The sequence below is a fragment of the Ruegeria sp. HKCCA4633 genome (assembly GCF_013034605.1).
Classification (GTDB): Bacteria; Pseudomonadota; Alphaproteobacteria; order Rhodobacterales; family Rhodobacteraceae; genus Ruegeria.
The window spans coordinates 763,928-780,432 of record NZ_WQGJ01000001.1 but is presented as its reverse complement, the minus strand read 5'-3'; the positions used below and the strand labels follow the sequence as shown (position 1 = coordinate 780,432).

At 57.4% G+C, this 16,505-nt stretch carries 20 protein-coding genes; all 20 read left to right on the top strand.

The annotated features are described in order from the left end of the window. Window position 1: 1 nt before the first annotated feature. Window positions 2-178 (top strand): hypothetical protein, encoded by a 177-nt coding sequence (locus GOV85_RS03900; protein WP_171175169.1) that lies wholly within the window; start codon window positions 2-4, stop codon window positions 176-178. 1 nt (window position 179) lies between these two features. Next, window positions 180-305 carry a hypothetical protein gene (locus GOV85_RS21675; RefSeq protein ID WP_256368700.1) on the top strand — a complete coding sequence of 42 codons (126 nt, stop codon included), beginning with the start codon at window positions 180-182 and terminating at the stop codon, window positions 303-305. Further along, window positions 305-1,528, top strand: coding sequence for an NADH-quinone oxidoreductase subunit D (locus GOV85_RS03895; protein ID WP_170621366.1), 1,224 nt, complete (start codon window positions 305-307; stop codon window positions 1,526-1,528). Before GOV85_RS21675 ends, GOV85_RS03895 begins: the two co-directional genes overlap by 1 nt. Next, on the top strand, window positions 1,528-2,157 hold the full coding sequence (locus GOV85_RS03890) for a hypothetical protein (protein ID WP_171175167.1): 630 nt from the start codon (window positions 1,528-1,530) through the stop codon (window positions 2,155-2,157). The genes GOV85_RS03895 and GOV85_RS03890 overlap by 1 nt, the downstream gene beginning before the upstream one ends. Before the next feature lie 39 nt (window positions 2,158-2,196). Next, complete coding sequence (gene nuoE, locus GOV85_RS03885) at window positions 2,197-3,315, top strand: NADH-quinone oxidoreductase subunit NuoE (protein ID WP_171175165.1); 1,119 nt, start codon at window positions 2,197-2,199, stop codon at window positions 3,313-3,315. Between the two features lie 30 nt (window positions 3,316-3,345). Beyond that, complete coding sequence (locus GOV85_RS03880) at window positions 3,346-3,567, top strand: DUF5337 domain-containing protein (RefSeq protein WP_171092174.1); 222 nt, start codon at window positions 3,346-3,348, stop codon at window positions 3,565-3,567. Between the two features lie 12 nt (window positions 3,568-3,579). Continuing rightward, a complete protein-coding gene (nuoF, locus tag GOV85_RS03875) occupies window positions 3,580-4,878 on the top strand; it encodes an NADH-quinone oxidoreductase subunit NuoF (protein ID WP_170400329.1) in 1,299 nt (432 codons plus the stop codon). 5 nt (window positions 4,879-4,883) lie between these two features. After that, entirely contained in the window at window positions 4,884-5,300 is a 417-nt protein-coding gene (locus GOV85_RS03870) for an MAPEG family protein (RefSeq protein WP_171092171.1), read from the top strand. A 37-nt stretch (window positions 5,301-5,337) separates the two neighbouring features. Then, complete coding sequence (locus GOV85_RS03865) at window positions 5,338-5,688, top strand: hypothetical protein (RefSeq protein WP_171175163.1); 351 nt, start codon at window positions 5,338-5,340, stop codon at window positions 5,686-5,688. A gap of 101 nt (window positions 5,689-5,789) precedes the next feature. Next, window positions 5,790-6,194 (top strand): DUF5333 domain-containing protein, encoded by a 405-nt coding sequence (locus GOV85_RS03860; protein WP_245223228.1) that lies wholly within the window; start codon window positions 5,790-5,792, stop codon window positions 6,192-6,194. 3 nt (window positions 6,195-6,197) lie between these two features. After that, complete coding sequence (nuoG, locus tag GOV85_RS03855) at window positions 6,198-8,219, top strand: NADH-quinone oxidoreductase subunit NuoG (RefSeq protein ID WP_171175161.1); 2,022 nt, start codon at window positions 6,198-6,200, stop codon at window positions 8,217-8,219. After that, entirely contained in the window at window positions 8,216-8,431 is a 216-nt protein-coding gene (locus tag GOV85_RS03850) for a hypothetical protein (protein ID WP_171175159.1), read from the top strand. The genes nuoG and GOV85_RS03850 overlap by 4 nt, the downstream gene beginning before the upstream one ends. Continuing rightward, window positions 8,424-9,461, top strand: coding sequence for an NADH-quinone oxidoreductase subunit NuoH (gene nuoH / locus GOV85_RS03845; RefSeq protein WP_171175157.1), 1,038 nt, complete (start codon window positions 8,424-8,426; stop codon window positions 9,459-9,461). Before GOV85_RS03850 ends, nuoH begins: the two co-directional genes overlap by 8 nt. Before the next feature lies 1 nt (window position 9,462). Next, on the top strand, window positions 9,463-9,957 hold the full coding sequence (gene nuoI / locus GOV85_RS03840; protein WP_170343788.1) for an NADH-quinone oxidoreductase subunit NuoI: 495 nt from the start codon (window positions 9,463-9,465) through the stop codon (window positions 9,955-9,957). Then, window positions 9,954-10,364, top strand: a complete 411-nt coding sequence (locus GOV85_RS03835) for a carboxymuconolactone decarboxylase family protein (RefSeq protein ID WP_171175155.1) — start codon at window positions 9,954-9,956, stop codon at window positions 10,362-10,364. The genes nuoI and GOV85_RS03835 overlap by 4 nt, the downstream gene beginning before the upstream one ends. Beyond that, window positions 10,361-10,963 (top strand): NADH-quinone oxidoreductase subunit J, encoded by a 603-nt coding sequence (locus GOV85_RS03830; RefSeq protein WP_170615376.1) that lies wholly within the window; start codon window positions 10,361-10,363, stop codon window positions 10,961-10,963. The genes GOV85_RS03835 and GOV85_RS03830 overlap by 4 nt, the downstream gene beginning before the upstream one ends. Window positions 10,964-10,967: 4 nt before the next feature. Beyond that, entirely contained in the window at window positions 10,968-11,273 is a 306-nt protein-coding gene (nuoK, locus tag GOV85_RS03825; RefSeq protein WP_005984024.1) for an NADH-quinone oxidoreductase subunit NuoK, read from the top strand. Window positions 11,274-11,280: 7 nt separating this feature from the next. Continuing rightward, window positions 11,281-13,458, top strand: coding sequence for an NADH-quinone oxidoreductase subunit L (gene nuoL, locus GOV85_RS03820; protein ID WP_171175153.1), 2,178 nt, complete (start codon window positions 11,281-11,283; stop codon window positions 13,456-13,458). Further along, window positions 13,458-15,002 carry an NADH-quinone oxidoreductase subunit M gene (locus GOV85_RS03815; protein WP_171175151.1) on the top strand — a complete coding sequence of 515 codons (1,545 nt, stop codon included), beginning with the start codon at window positions 13,458-13,460 and terminating at the stop codon, window positions 15,000-15,002. Before nuoL ends, GOV85_RS03815 begins: the two co-directional genes overlap by 1 nt. Window positions 15,003-15,017: 15 nt before the next feature. Then, complete coding sequence (gene nuoN, locus GOV85_RS03810; protein WP_171175149.1) at window positions 15,018-16,460, top strand: NADH-quinone oxidoreductase subunit NuoN; 1,443 nt, start codon at window positions 15,018-15,020, stop codon at window positions 16,458-16,460. Window positions 16,461-16,505: the final 45 nt, after the last annotated feature.

Genomic DNA, 16,505 nt, shown 5'->3' with positions numbered 1-16,505 from the left:
CATGTTCGAGTTCCTGATCTGGATTGTTTTGGTGGTTGCAACGGTTGTACCGATGATCAAGCTGCTGCCGCATTTCGGGATCAACAAGAACTGGGCGTTTGCGTGCCTCATCTCTCCGGTCGTGATTGTCCTCCTTTGGATGATGGCCATGAAATTGCAAGAGATGGAGCGGCGTTGACATGATAGGTGAACTGATCGTTTTGGGCGCTTTGGGCGTCTTGCTTGCAGGGGCCGCTGCCAAAGCGGCCGAAGCCGAAAAGGTCCGGGTGCGGGCTGAGGCGAAAAAGAAGAAACGAGGGCGTTGATGGACGGCTCAAGATACGATGATGGCAGCACGGACGCGCTGAGCGGAGAACAGAAGATCCGCAACTTCAACATCAACTTCGGCCCGCAACACCCTGCGGCGCACGGGGTTCTGCGTCTGGTTCTCGAGCTCGACGGCGAGATCGTCGAGCGATGCGATCCGCATATCGGCCTGCTGCACCGTGGCACCGAAAAGCTGATGGAAAGTCGGACATATCTGCAGAACCTGCCGTATTTCGACCGTCTGGATTATGTGGCGCCGATGAACCAGGAACATGCCTGGTGTTTGGCCATCGAAAAGCTGACCGGTGTCGAAGTACCGCGTCGGGGTTCGCTGATCCGGGTTTTGTATTCCGAAATCGGGCGCATCCTGAATCACCTGCTGAATGTGACCACGCAGGCAATGGATGTAGGTGCTCTGACCCCGCCGCTCTGGGGCTTTGAAGAGCGCGAAAAGCTGATGGTGTTCTATGAGCGCGCCTGTGGAGCCCGCCTGCACGCCGCCTATTTCCGCCCTGGCGGTGTCCATCAGGACCTGCCGCCGGAACTGCTGGACGATATCGAGGCGTGGAGCCACGAGTTCCCCGCCGTTCTGGACGACATTGACGGATTGCTGACCGAAAACCGCATCTTCAAACAGCGCAACGCTGATATTGGCGTTGTGACCGAGGATGACATCCAGAAATACGGCTTCTCGGGCGTGATGGTCCGTGGGTCCGGTCTGGCTTGGGACTTGCGCCGTGCGCAGCCCTACGAATGCTATGACGAATTCGAATTCCAGATCCCAGTCGGTAAAAATGGCGACTGCTATGACCGTTATCTCTGCCGCATGGAAGAGATGCGCCAGTCGCTGCTGATCATTCGACAGGCCATAGCCAAGATCCGTGAATGCCCGGGTGACGTTCTGGCCCGTGGCAAGATCACCCCGCCGAAACGGTCAGACATGAAGACCTCGATGGAGAGCCTGATCCATCACTTCAAACTGTATACCGAAGGCTTCCATGTCCCCGCAGGCGAGGTCTATGCCGCGGTCGAGGCCCCCAAGGGCGAATTCGGCGTCTATCTGGTCGCCGACGGCACCAATAAGCCTTACAGGGCCAAGCTGCGCGCGCCGGGCTTCCTGCACCTGCAAGCCATGGACCACGTTGCCGGAGGTCACCAATTAGCTGACGTCGCCGCCATCATCGGCACCATGGATGTAGTGTTTGGGGAGATTGATCGCTAATGGATTGGCTTACAAATAATGCCGAAGAAATCAGGTTAATCTCAACTGTTCTCGGTATCGTAGCGGCACTTTTTGGGTTCTATAAGTTCTACCTGCAAAGGGTTGAACAATCCCAGAAATTAGATGCGGAACGGCGTCAGCAGACGGTAAGCAGTTGGCGCAAGGCAAAACTCCAAGAGATTATGACTCAATCGGATAATTTACTTTCGATAGGTCAACTCACCGAAAAGCTTAAAGCATCAGCATTTGATGTTGAATTCGATATTGAGAAAGATGACTTGAAAGAACAGACTGTGCGTTTGCTGGTCTTGGAACTGGTCCGAGATGGTATTCTGGTCCAATTCCTAAAGGATATCTATGGACTCAAATTGCTACCATACAATCCAGCCGCGCAGTTGACCGCAGATCAAGTCAAGGGAAACCAGGCTTTGCGCGCAGCGTTTGCGAAAATAGTTGACTTTCCAGGCAGATATGACAGTGCCCGATTGTTCGACGAAGTCGGCGTGGAGGCGGGGTTGTCCAAAGCGGACTTTTTGCTGGCGATAAGCGACTTTGAGAGAATGAATCTAGCTAGCAAAAATGCTGAGGGTTTTTGGTCACCCAATTCAAGCTCTTCGGTACCGAATTAGTGCATAGCGAAGTTACAGAGAGAACATGAGATAGCCGAGATGCTCCGTCGCCTCCATTCAGATCAACCCGAAAGCTTCGCTTTTACCGCTGCCAACCAGCAATGGGCCGAAGCTCAGATCACCAAATACCCCGAAGGCCGTCAGGCCAGCGCGGTCATCCCGCTGCTTTGGCGCGCGCAAGAGCAGGAGGGCTGGCTAAGCCGTCCGGCGATTGAATCTGTTGCCGACATGCTGGGCATGGCCTATATCCGCGTGCTCGAGGTCGCTTCGTTCTATTTCATGTTCCAACTGCAACCGGTTGGGTCTGTTGCACATATTCAGGTCTGCGGCACGACCTCCTGCATGATATGCGGGGCCGAGGATCTGATTGCGGTGTGCAAGGAAAAGATCGCAGCCAAGCCGCATGAGCTGTCTGCCGATGGCAAGTTGAGTTGGGAAGAGGTCGAATGCCTCGGCTCCTGCACCAACGCTCCGATGGCGCAGATTGGTAAGGATTACTACGAAGACCTGACGGCTGAGAGTTTTGGCAGGATCATCGACGATCTGGTCGCTGGCAAGGTGCCGACGCCTGGACCGCAGAATGGGCGCTATGCGGCTGAGCCGTTGAAGGGGCTGAGCAGCTTGTCGGAATATGAAGCTGGAAAGCCGGAACACAACGCAAGCGTTGAGCTGGCGACGGATCTGGGCGACACGGTCAAGCGCATCGACGGAACCGAAGTGCCGATCCTGACGCCGTGGTTGGGCAAGGATGGCAAGCAGGCTGGGGCCTCGGCTGCGGCGAAGCCTCCCAAAGCACCAGAACCCGCGAAACCGGCGGTGAAGCAAGCGGAAGAAGCAAAAGCCAAGGCCGAGCCGGAAGCTGTCAAAGAAGACGCGCCCAGAACGCTGAACGAGGCCCGAGGCGGATTGCCGGACGACCTCAAGCTGCTGAAAGGCGTTGGTCCCAAGCTGGAAGAAACGCTGAATGAGCTGGGTTTCTATCACTACGACCAGATCGCATCCTGGACACCCGAACATGTGGCCTGGGTTGATGCACGCCTGAAGTTCAAGGGCCGGATCGAACGCGACGGTTGGATCGAACAGGCGGCTAAGCTTGGGGCGGGTGAGGAAACCGAATTCGCCAAACGTGCCAAGGAAGACGGCACCTACGAAGACTAAGCGGATGCCCACCCGGGGCATCAGGGAAAGATGGACAAAGATAAGGAACAGGCCATAGCCCGCAAGGGTCGACACATCGGGGTGGTCATCGCCGTGACCATGCTGATCTGGCTTGCCATGAACCTGTTCATCGGCCCCGCGCTGGGTTTGACCACCCGGCACGCTCTGCTGTTTGATCTCGCTGCTTTGGCGGGTTTCATCTATGCGGGCATCAACATTTTTCAACTCTGGCGCATGCGTCAGGACAGCTGAAGGTAACACGCGATGCTGAAGGATCAGGACCGGATCTTTACCAACATCTACGGGATGCATGAGCGCACGCTGAAGGGCGCGCAGGCCCGCGGGCATTGGGACGGCACTGCTGGCCTGATCGAAAAGGGCCGCGACTGGATCATCCAGACGATGAAAGACTCGGGTTTGCGCGGTCGCGGCGGTGCGGGCTTTCCGACGGGCCTGAAATGGTCGTTCATGCCCAAGGAAAGCGACGGTCGTCCGGCTTATCTGGTGGTGAACGCGGATGAATCCGAGCCCGGCACCTGCAAAGACCGCGAAATCATGCGCCATGACCCGCATACGCTGATCGAAGGCTGTCTGATCGCGTCTTTCGCTATGAACGCGCATACCTGCTACATCTACCTGCGCGGCGAATACATCCGCGAGCGCGAGGCGCTACAGGCCGCGATTGATGAGGCTTATGACGCCGGTCTGCTGGGTAAAAACGCGGCGGGTTCAGGCTGGGATTTCGATCTGTTCCTGCATCACGGTGCGGGCGCCTATATCTGCGGTGAGGAAACCGCGCTGATCGAAAGCCTTGAGGGCAAAAAGGGCATGCCGCGGATGAAACCTCCGTTCCCGGCAGGGGCTGGCCTCTATGGCTGCCCGACCACGGTGAACAACGTGGAATCAATCGCCGTCGTGCCGACCATCCTGCGCCGGGGTGCGGACTGGTTCGCAGGCTTTGGCCGTCAGAACAACGCGGGCACAAAGCTGTTTGCGATCTCGGGCCATGTGAACAACCCTTGCGTCGTGGAAGAGGCGATGTCGATTTCCTTCGAGGACCTGATCGAAACCCATTGCGGCGGCATTCGCGGTGGGTGGGACAACCTGTTGGCGGTTATCCCGGGTGGCTCGTCTGTTCCGTGCGTGCGCGGTGAAAACATGCGCGACGCGATCATGGATTTTGACTACTTGCGCAATGATCTGGGCTCGGGCCTTGGTACGGCTGCGGTGATCGTGATGGACAAGTCGACGGACATCATCAAGGCGATCTGGCGGCTGTCGAAATTCTACAAGCACGAAAGCTGCGGCCAGTGTACGCCATGCCGGGAAGGCACCGGCTGGATGATGCGCGTTATGGATCGTCTGGTGCGCGGCGAGGCCGAATTGGAAGAGATCGACATGCTGTTTGATGTGACCAAACAGGTCGAAGGCCATACCATCTGTGCCTTGGGTGACGCGGCCGCCTGGCCGATCCAGGGCCTGATCCGCAACTTCCGGGAAGAGATCGAGGACCGCATCAAGGCCCAGAAATCGGGCCGCATGGGTGCGATGGCAGCGGAGTAAACCGAATGGAAGCCTTTGCTGAATATTCACACGCCATAGCATCCGTTGTGTTCTTCACATTGGTCGTTTTGTTTCTGGCCCCGTTTTCCGCGTTGGCCAAGCAGGGCAAGGGCTTGGCACCCGGTGCCACGCCCGAGCAGGATTATGGCGATCAAGCCTATCGTCTGAACCGGGCCTATCTGAACGGGACCGAAACGCTCCCGGCGTTTCTAACCGTTGTTGTGGCGGCAATTTTGCTGGGGGTCAGCCCATTCTGGGTCAACCTTCTGGCGTCTGTCGCATTGGTTGCACGGCTACTTATGCTGGTGGTGCATCTCAGAGGGATCGGCAAGCCGAACAGCGGTCTGCGCTCCGTGCTGTATGTGCTGGGCTGGGCCTGCATGTTTGTGATCGGGCTTATGGCATTGGTGGCGGCGTTTTGATGGCGACATGGCGGAACAAAAAACAATGAGGGAATGTATGAAGGCCCCTAAAACTCTTGTTGTTGTGCTGGCTTTGGCAAGTGTGTCTGCCTGTGGTCTGATCAGACCGTCAGAGGACCGTATTCTGTTCGATGGCAAGGCGTTTCGGACCAAAGCCAAAGCGGTCGACAAAAAGAACTCACCTGCTGAGTTTACTGTTGTCGTCAAAGGTGTATCGGCGTCATTGGACGGTGCGCGCGAAGCTGGACGGCACGAGGGCACAAAGTTCTGCGTCCAGAATTTCGGGTCGTCGCGGATCAATTGGAAAGTGGGGCCAGACACAGAACCGCAGCAGCTTACCATTGCCGACGACCAACTCACATTTGCAGGAACTTGCCAACGGCCATGATGACCGGTGTTTTTGCATATCGTGACGTGTCGCGCATGGCGTTATTGCCTAGCAGACGCACATTCCTTCGTCTTGGACAGTCCAAGACGAAAGGAAAACCCATGTCATTTGCAAAAACAGTCGCTCTGGCCGCTTTGATGGCTTTCCCTGCCGCAGCAGATGCAAAGCCGCCCTTGAGGGAAGTCAAAGAGATCGACAACGAACTCTACTACATCGCCATCGCAAACGAGATTTCGGAATTCTGCCCTTCGATCAGCGGGCGGCGACTGAAGGCGATCAGCGTGATGTGGGGGCTGCGGTCCAAGGCAAACGAATTGGGGTATTCGGATACGGAAATCCGGTCTTACGTGGAATCGGATGCGGAAAAAGACCGGATGCGCGCCAAGGGCGAGGCGTATCTGGCCTCAAACGGCGTGACGTATGAAAACCCCACCACATTCTGCACCCTGGGGCAGAAGGAAATCCAAAGAAACAGCGCAATTGGCGTTTATTTGAGGGCGAACTAGACCATGTCTGACCTCCGCAAGATCAATATCGACGGGCAGGAAATCGAAGTCGAAGGCGCGATGACCCTGATCCAGGCTTGTGAGCAAGCCGGGGTAGAAGTGCCGCGCTTCTGTTACCACGAACGTTTGTCGATCGCCGGGAACTGCCGGATGTGTCTGGTCGAGGTTGTTGGCGGCCCACCGAAGCCTGCGGCCTCGTGCGCGATGCAGGTTCGGGACCTGCGTCCCGGGCCAGAAGGGCAGCCGCCTGTGGTCAAGACCAACTCGCCTATGGTCAAAAAGGCCCGCGAAGGGGTGATGGAGTTCCTGCTGATCAACCACCCGCTGGATTGCCCGATTTGCGACCAGGGCGGTGAGTGCGACCTGCAGGATCAGGCGATGGCTTATGGTGTCTCGGGTTCACGCTTCAAAGAGGCGAAGCGCGCGGTCGATGATCTGGATCTTGGTCCGCTGGTTGGCACGGCGATGACCCGTTGCATCAGCTGCACCCGCTGCGTGCGTTTCACGACCGAGGTCGCTGGGATCGCTCAGATGGGTCAGACCGGGCGGGGTGAGGATGCCGAGATCACCTCGTACTTGAATCAGACTCTGGATTCGAACCTGCAGGGCAATATCATCGATCTGTGCCCGGTCGGGGCGCTGACGTCGAAACCTTACGCCTTTACTGCCCGCCCATGGGAGTTGACCAAGACAGAAAGCATCGACGTTATGGATGCCCTTGGATCGAACATCCGCGTAGATACTAAAGGGCGCGAAGTGATGCGCTTTTTGCCACGCAACCATGATGGCGTGAATGAAGAGTGGATCAGCGACAAGACCCGCTTCGTCTGGGATGGCTTGCGCCGCCAGCGATTGGATCGGCCGTATATCCGAGAGAACGGCAAGTTGCGCCCGGCTACATGGCCCGAGGCGCTGACCAAAGCTGCTGAGGCACTGAAAGGGGCTGAAAAGCTTGCGGGGATCGTAGGTGATCTGACCTCGGTCGAAGCAACCTTTGCCCTGAAGCAGATGATCGAAGGGCAGGGCGGTGTTGTCGAATGCCGCACCGATGGGGCCAAGTTGCCTGCGGGCAATCGGGGTGCCTATGCCGGAACTGCTGCAATCGAAGATATCGATACGGCGGAACGTATTCTGTTGATCGGTACCAACCCGCGTGATGAAGCCCCTGTTCTGAACGCGCGAATCCGCAAAGCCTGGACGCACGGGGCCGAGGTGGCTCTGGTCGGTCCGGCGGTCGATCTGACCTATGACTATCATCACATGGGCGATGATCGTGCGGCCTTGCAGAAGGTCGTCGACATGGGGGGCAATGAGGCCATCAAAGGTAAGCCTTCGTTGGTCATCGTAGGGCAAGGCGCGTTGCAAGAGGCAGATGGCGAGGCCGTTCTGGCGGCGGCGCAAATCATTGCAACCAATACAGAAAGCGGGTTGATCGTACTGCATACGGCGGCCTCACGCGTGGGCGCGATGGATGTAGATGCAACCAACGAAGGTGGCATGGATCCAATCAGCGCAGCGGACGTAATCTATAACCTCGGCGCGGATGAGGTCGAGATCGGTGAAGGTGCGTTTGTCATATATCAAGGCAGCCATGGGGACCGGGGTGCGCACCGCGCCGACGTGATCCTGCCGGGCGCGGCTTATACCGAGGAAAACGGTCTGTTCGTGAACACCGAAGGTCGCCCGCAACTGGCCATGCGCGCTGGTTTTGCACCGGGCGGCGCCAAAGAAAACTGGGCGATTCTGCGTGCGCTTTCGGCCGAGCTGGGTGCAACACTACCCTTCGACACGCTGGCGCAATTGCGGACCCTGCTGATCGAGGCCGTGCCACATCTGGCGCAGATCGATGAGGTCATCGAAAACGAAGTCCAGCCGCTCGACACAGCGCCGCTGGGTCAGGCCACGTTCCGCAACGCGGTCAAGGATTTCTACCTGACCAACCCGATTGCCCGTGCGTCTCAACTTATGGCCGAGCTTTCGGCACAGGCCCAGGCGCGTCAGGCCGAAAAGATCGCGGCGGAATGAACCAGAACCGTTTCATATCGCTTGCAAAAGCGGCTGCAGGGTGGCAGTTCGCCGCGCTGGATTTGTGTGTGAAACTTAAGATTAAGGGTAGCGCAGAAGCAGCAGATGCTGTTTACACCAACGCGCCGACCCAGTCGCTCTTTGCGCAGGCATCTGGCCTTTGCATCGCGGGCGGAAAACGGAATACCCACGGTGTGAGGACCAATGGCTGAATTCTTTAACACCCCAGGCGGAATAGCCATCATCATTCTAGCGCAAGTGCTTGCCGTTGTAGCGTTCGTGATGATCTCGCTTTTGTTCCTTGTTTACGGCGACCGCAAGATCTGGGCCGCTGTCCAGATGCGCCGAGGTCCGAACGTTGTAGGCGCTTACGGCCTGCTGCAATCGGTGGCCGACGCGCTGAAATACGTGGTGAAAGAGGTCGTCATCCCTGCTGGGGCAGACCGGACCGTCTTTATCCTTGCGCCGCTGACCAGCTTTGTTCTGGCGATGATCGCCTGGGCTGTAATTCCGTTCAACGATGGCTGGGTGCTGTCGGATATCAACGTTGCCATTCTCTATGTTTTCGCTGTGTCTTCTTTGGAAGTTTATGGCGTGATTATGGGTGGTTGGGCGTCGAACTCAAAGTACCCGTTCCTTGGCTCGCTGCGCTCTGCCGCGCAGATGATTTCTTACGAAGTCTCCATCGGTCTGATTATCATCGGTGTGATCATCTCGACCGGGTCGATGAACTTTGGCGACATCGTGCGTGCGCAGGACGGCTCGTTTGGGTTCTTCAGCTGGTATTGGCTGCCGCACTTCCCGATGGTGTTCCTGTTCTTCATCTCGGCATTGGCAGAAACTAACCGCCCGCCGTTCGACCTGCCCGAGGCGGAATCGGAACTGGTGGCCGGTTATCAGGTCGAATACTCGGCCACGCCATTCCTGCTGTTCATGGCGGGCGAATATATCGCCATCTTCCTGATGTGCGCCCTGACCACGCTGCTGTTCTTTGGCGGCTGGCTGTCGCCGATCCCGGGACTGCCGGATGGCGTGCTGTGGATGGTCGCCAAGATGGCGTTCTTCTTCTTCATCTTCGCGATGGTGAAGGCGATCACGCCTCGATACCGGTATGACCAGCTGATGCGCTTGGGCTGGAAAGTGTTCCTGCCGTTCTCGCTGGCTTGGGTGGTCTTCGTGGCTTTTGCTGCAAAATTCGACTGGTTCTGGGGCGCGTTTGCCCGTTGGAGCGTGGGAGGCTGATATGACGCAAATCGATTACACCCGCGCTGCCAAGTATTTCCTGCTTCAGGACTTCTGGGTCGGTATGAAATTGGGGCTGAAGTACTTTTTTGCCCCGAAAGCCACCGTGAACTATCCACACGAAAAGGGCCCTCTCAGCCCGCGCTTCCGTGGCGAACACGCCCTGCGCCGTTATCCCAACGGTGAAGAACGCTGTATCGCTTGCAAACTGTGCGAAGCGGTTTGTCCGGCGCAGGCCATCACCATCGACGCCGAACCGCGCGAGGACGGCAGCCGCCGCACCACGCGCTATGACATCGACATGACCAAGTGCATCTATTGCGGTTTCTGCCAAGAGGCCTGCCCGGTCGATGCCATCGTCGAAGGCCCGAATTTCGAATTCGCCACCGAGACCCGTGAAGAGCTGTTCTACGACAAGGAAAAACTGCTGGATAACGGCGAACGCTGGGAAGCCGAGATCGCCCGCAACTTGGAACTGGACGCACCGTACCGATGAGTGACAGCCCGAAAAATCCGTTCGAGCTGATGATGAAGCAGGCTCAGGACATGGCCAAGGCGATGAACCCGGCGATGGAGAATTTCTCGCCCAAGGGGTTCGAGGCGCTGTGGCCGACCATGCCCAAAGAGGTCATGGAGATGATGTTCGGTAACACCGTCAATAAAGACGGGCTGGATGCCAAAACCCGCCTGCTGCTGACGCTGGCCGGGCTGACCTGTCAGGGCGCGCAAGCGGATAGTGCCGTGCGCCAAACTGTGCGCCACGCGCTGGAAGCGGGTGCCAAGAAACAAGAGATCGTGGAAACGATCGGTCAGATGTCGGTCTTTGCCGGCATCCCGGCCATGACCCGTGCGCTGGATCTGGCGCAAGAGGCCATGGGCGACAACGAGGATGAGGATCAATGACCGTCTTTGCCTTCTATCTGTTTGCCATCAGCGCCATCACCGGCGGACTGTTCACGGTGATCAGCCGCCAGCCGGTGCACTCGGTGCTGTGGCTGATCCTGTCCTTCCTGTCGGCGGCGGGGCTGTTCGTGCTGCTGGGGGCCGAGTTCGTGGCTATGCTGCTGATCATCGTCTATGTTGGCGCGGTTGCGGTTCTTTTCCTGTTCGTGGTGATGATGCTGGACGTTGACTTTGCCGAGCTCAAGGCCGAGATGGCGCGCTATATGCCGCTGGCCTTGCTGATCGGTCTGGTCATCCTGATGCAGTTCGTCATGGCCTTTGGCGCATGGGACAGCGCGCAGGGTGCTGCGGCCAATCTGGCCCAGCCGGTTCCAGCAGACCGCCATAACACCGAGGCGCTCGGCGTCATCCTTTACGATCAATACTTCCTTCTGTTCCAACTGGCGGGCCTGATCCTGCTGGTGGCGATGATCGGTGCTATCGTGCTGACCCTGCGCCACCGTCAGGACATCAAGCGTCAGGACATCGTCGGCCAGATGATGCGCGACCCGGCCAAGGCGATGGAGTTGAAGGACGTGAAACCGGGGCAGGGACTTTGAGACGATGATCGGACTTGAACACTATCTTACGGTCGCGGCGACGCTGTTCGTCATCGGCATCTTCGGTCTCTTCCTGAACCGCAAGAACGTCATCATCCTGCTGATGAGCATCGAACTGATGCTGTTGGCGGTGAATATCAACCTCGTGGCGTTTTCCAGTTTCCTCGGCGATCTGGTTGGGCAGGTGTTTACGCTGTTCGTGCTGACCGTTGCGGCAGCCGAGGCGGCGATTGGTCTGGCCATTCTGGTCTGCTTCTTCCGCAACCGTGGCACCATCGCGGTTGAAGACGTCAATATGATGAAGGGCTAAGAGAACTATGGAAACCACCATCCTCTTTGCCCCGCTCGTGGGCGCGCTGATCTGCGGCTTTGGCTGGAAGTTCATTGGCGAGAAAGCCGCCATGTGGACGTCCACGGGTCTGCTGTTTCTGGCCTGTCTGCTGTCGTGGATCGTTTTCTTCACATTTGATGGGGTGACCCAGCAGATCGAGATCATGCGCTGGATCGAAAGCGGCTCGCTGTCGACAAGCTGGGCTATTCGACTGGACCGTCTGACTGCGATCATGCTGATCGTGGTGACGACCGTTTCGGCGCTCGTGCATCTCTATTCCTTCGGGTACATGGATCATGATCCGCAGTGGCGTGAGGGCGAAAGCTATAAACCGCGTTTCTTTGCCTATCTGTCCTTCTTCACCTTCGCCATGCTGATGCTGGTGACAGCGGACAATCTGGTGCAGATGTTCTTTGGCTGGGAAGGCGTAGGCGTCGCTTCGTACCTGTTGATCGGCTTCTACTATCGCAAATCTTCGGCCAATGCGGCGGCGATGAAAGCGTTCATCGTGAACCGGGTGGGTGACTTCGGCTTTGCGCTTGGGATCTTCGCAATCTTCTTCCTGACCGACAGCATCAATTTCTCGGACATCTTTGCATCCGCCCCTGCGCTGGCCGAAGAAAAGCTGCACTTCCTGTGGGGTGAGTGGACTGCGATTGAAGTCATCTGTGTGCTGCTGTTCATCGGCGCCATGGGTAAATCGGCTCAGTTGATCCTGCACACCTGGTTGCCGGACGCGATGGAAGGCCCGACTCCTGTGTCTGCCCTGATCCACGCCGCGACCATGGTGACGGCGGGTGTCTTCCTGGTCTGCCGCATGTCGCCGCTGATGGAGTTTGCTCCGGGCGCAACCGGCTTCATCACGGTACTGGGCGCGTCCACCGCGTTCTTTGCGGCCACCGTGGGTCTGGTGCAAACCGACATCAAGCGCGTGATTGCGTATTCGACCTGTTCTCAGCTTGGATACATGTTCGTGGCTGCAGGCGTGGGCATGTACTCGGCGGCGATGTTCCACCTGTTCACACACGCCTTCTTCAAAGCTTTGTTGTTCCTTGGCGCCGGGTCAGTGATCCATGCGATGCATCACGAGCAGGAGATGACTGAATACGGCGGTCTGCGTAAGAAAATCCCCTATACCTTCTGGGCGATGATGATCGGCACGCTGGCCATCACCGGCGTTGGTATTCCGCTGACCACATTTGGCTTTGCCGGGTTCCTGTCCAAGGACGCCATCATCGAGAGCGCTTATGCGGGCGGCTCGGGCTATGGCTTCTGGTTGCTGGTTGTGGCGGCTGCGTTCACCTCGTTCTACAGCTGGCGTTTGATCTTCCTGACCTTCTACGGTGAGCCGCGTGGCGACAAACATACGCATGATCACGCGCATGAAAGCCCGATGGTCATGCTGGTGCCGCTGGGCGTTCTGTCACTGGGCGCGGTTTTTGCCGGGATGATCTGGTACGGCAACTTCTTTGGCCACGCCGACAAGGTTGGTAAGTTCTACGGCATCCCTGTTGCTGAAGCGTCAGAACACGCAGAGGCCGGCGATCACGGCAAAGCCGAAGAGCATGACGATGCCGCACATTCGGATGACGGTCATGCGGATGATGGTCATGGCGCTGAATCACATGCGGATGAGGGCCATGCAGACGACGGCCACGGTGACAAAGCTGCTCATGGTGGTGATCACCACTATGCCTTTGTCGGCGAACCGGGCGAGGGCGCGCTGTATATGGCACCGGACAACCACGTGTTGGACGATGCGCACGCCGCTCCGAAATGGGTTAAGGTCTCGCCCTTTGTCGCGATGGTGCTGGGCTTTATCGTGGCCTATTGGTTCTACATCGTGAACACGACGCTGCCCGCGCGGTTGGCCGACAACCAGCGCCCTCTGTACCTGTTCCTCAAGAACAAGTGGTATTTTGACGAGATCTACAACGTGATCTTTGTCAAACCCACCATCGCCCTTGGTCGCTTCCTGTGGAAACGCGGCGATGGAAATACAATTGATGGCTTCCTGAACGGAGTAGCAATGGGCGTTGTTCCCTTCTTTACCCGCCTCGCAGGCAAGGCGCAGACCGGGTACATCTTTACCTATGCCTTCTGGATGGTGCTGGGCATCGCAGCCCTTGTGACCTGGATGTCTATCGGCGGAGGGGCCAACTAATGGACAATATCCTCTCTATCGTTACGTTCATCCCGGCGATTGCAGCAGGTATTCTGGCGCTGTTCCTGCATGGGGATGACGCTGCGGCCCAACGCAATGCCAAGTGGATCGCGCTGTTGGCGACGACCGTGACCTTCCTGGTATCGATTGGCATCTACACCGGCTTTGATCCCTCGAACCCCGGCTTCCAAATGGTGGAAGAGGGTGAGTGGCTGATGGGTCTCAAGTACAAGATGGGCGTTGATGGCATCAGCGTGCTGTTCGTGCTGCTAACCACCTTCATCATGCCATTGACCATTCTGGCCAGCTGGAATGTGACCGACCGCGTCAAGGAATACATGGTGGCTTTCCTGCTGCTGGAAACCCTGATGCTAGGCGTGTTCATGGCGCTGGATCTGGTGCTGTTCTACCTGTTCTTCGAAGCGGGCCTGATCCCGATGTTCCTGATCATCGGCATTTGGGGCGGTAAGGACCGCATCTACGCCAGCTTCAAGTTCTTCCTCTACACCTTCCTCGGCTCGGTGCTGATGCTGGTGGCGATGGTGGCGATGTACGCGGATGCGGGCACCACGGATATTGAGGCACTGATGACCCATCAGTTCTCGTCCGAAAGCTTCAGCGTGCTGGGCATCTATGTTGTCGGCGGTATGCAGACTTTGATGTTCTTGGCCTTCTTTGCGTCGTTTGCGGTGAAAATGCCGATGTGGCCGGTGCACACCTGGTTGCCGGACGCGCACGTTCAGGCCCCAACTGCAGGGTCGGTCGTTCTGGCGGCGATCCTGTTGAAAATGGGTGGCTATGGCTTCCTGCGATTCAGCCTGCCGATGTTCCCTGTGGGTTCCGCGGTGATGACCGATCTGGTGCTTTGGATGTCTGCGATTGCGGTTGTCTACACTTCGCTGGTGGCGCTGGTGCAAGAGGACATGAAAAAGCTGATCGCTTACTCGTCGGTCGCGCATATGGGCTTTGTGACTATGGGCATCTTTGCGGCAAACCAGCAGGGCATCGACGGCGCGATCTTCCAGATGCTGAGCCACGGGTTTATCTCGGCCGCGTTGTTCCTGTGTGTCGGCGTGATCTACGACCGGATGCATACTCGGGATATCGAGGCTTATGGCGGTCTGGTCATTCGGATGCCTGCCTACGCGCTGGTCTTCATGCTCTTCACCATGGCCAATGTCGGTTTGCCGGGCACATCCGGTTTCATCGGTGAATTCCTGACCCTGATGGGGGCCTTCCAGGTCAACACTTGGGTGACGGCTGTGGCCGCGACCGGTGTGATCTTTTCGGCCGGTTATGCGCTGTGGCTGTACCGTCGCGTGGTCTTTGGCGATCTGATCAAGGAAAGCCTGAAGGCAATGACCGACATGAGCTCACGCGAACGTCTGATCTTTGCCCCACTGATTGTGATGACCATCCTATTGGGCGTCTACCCGTCGCTGGTAACGGATGTGATCGGGCAATCCACTGCCGCACTGATTTCGAACTATGACACGGCTCTGGCCGCAGCTGAGGCTGCGAACCAGACGGCCGCTTCGCACTAAGGGAGCTTTGGAGACATGATCCAGGCTGATCTGACAATTATCCTGCCGGAAATCATTCTGGCGCTTTATGCGATGGCGGCGCTGCTGGGGGCTGTCTACACGACGAAAGACGGCATGGCACCTCTGCTGGTCTGGACCACGGCCGGTTTGATGGCCCTTTTGGCGATTTGGATTGCCACCCAGGGTGAAGGCACCAATGTGGCGTTCAACGGTATGTTCGTCGATGATGGGTTCGCCCGCTTTGCAAAAGTTGCCATTCTGCTTTCGGCAGGTGCCGTACTGGTCATGAGCCAGGAATACATGGCGCGCCGCGATCTGCTGCGTTTTGAGTATCCGCTGCTGGTTGCACTTGCCGCCGTTGGCATGATGATGATGGTCAGCGCGGGCGATCTGATGTCGCTGTATATGGGGCTCGAGCTGCAATCGCTATCGCTTTATGTAATTGCTGCACTGCGTCGTGACAGCGCCAAGTCGACCGAAGCGGGTCTGAAGTATTTCGCGCTGGGTGCGCTCAGCTCGGGCTTGCTGCTTTATGGTGCGTCGCTGGTTTATGGCTTTACCGGAACCACGCTCTTTTCGGGCATCATCACGACCGTTCAGGCCGGAGACGTTTCGATTGGTCTGCTATTTGGTCTGATCTTCCTGATCTCAGGACTCGCCTTCAAGGTCTCGGCCGTTCCGTTCCACATGTGGACACCGGACGTGTACGAAGGCTCTCCAACGCCAATTACAGCCTTTTTTGCGACCGCACCGAAAGTGGCGGCCATGGCCCTTTTTGCCCGGCTGATGCATGACGCGTTCGGAGGCATTGTGAAAGATTGGCAGCAGGTGATCGTTCTGCTTTCGGCGCTGTCGATGTTGCTGGGTGCTGTCGCCGCGATTGGCCAGCGCGACATCAAACGTCTGATGGCATTCTCGTCAATTGCCCATATGGGCTATGCGCTGATCGGTCTTGCTGCAGGTACTGAGTTGGGCATCAAAGCGATGCTGATGTATCTGGCCATATACGTGACCATGAACATCGGAACCTTTGCCTTCATCCTGATGATGGAACGTGACGGAAAACCGATAACCGATATTGACGCATTGCGCCAGTATTCCAAGCGCGATCCGGGCAAGGCCCTTGCCGTTTTGATCCTGATGTTCTCGCTGGCCGGTGTGCCGCCGATGCTGGGCTTTTTTGCCAAGTTTGGGGTGTGGCAAGCGGGTGTAAGCGCAGGGTTGACCGGCCTTGTGATCGTCTCGGCCATCGCGTCCGTCATTGGTGCGTTCTACTACCTGCGGATCGTGTTCTACATGTATTTCGGGGCTGAAAACGAAGAGCCAATCGAGACCCGATCGACGCCCGTTCTGTGGGTGGCTTTGATGGGATCTGCGGCGTTGATGCTGGTCGGCATCTTCTATCAGTTCGGTGTCGAGGGCGCAGCAGCAGCTGCTGCGGCGACGCTTGTCAACTGAACGTCTTGAACATTCGAAAGGAGGGGCTCGGTCACGTGACCGAGC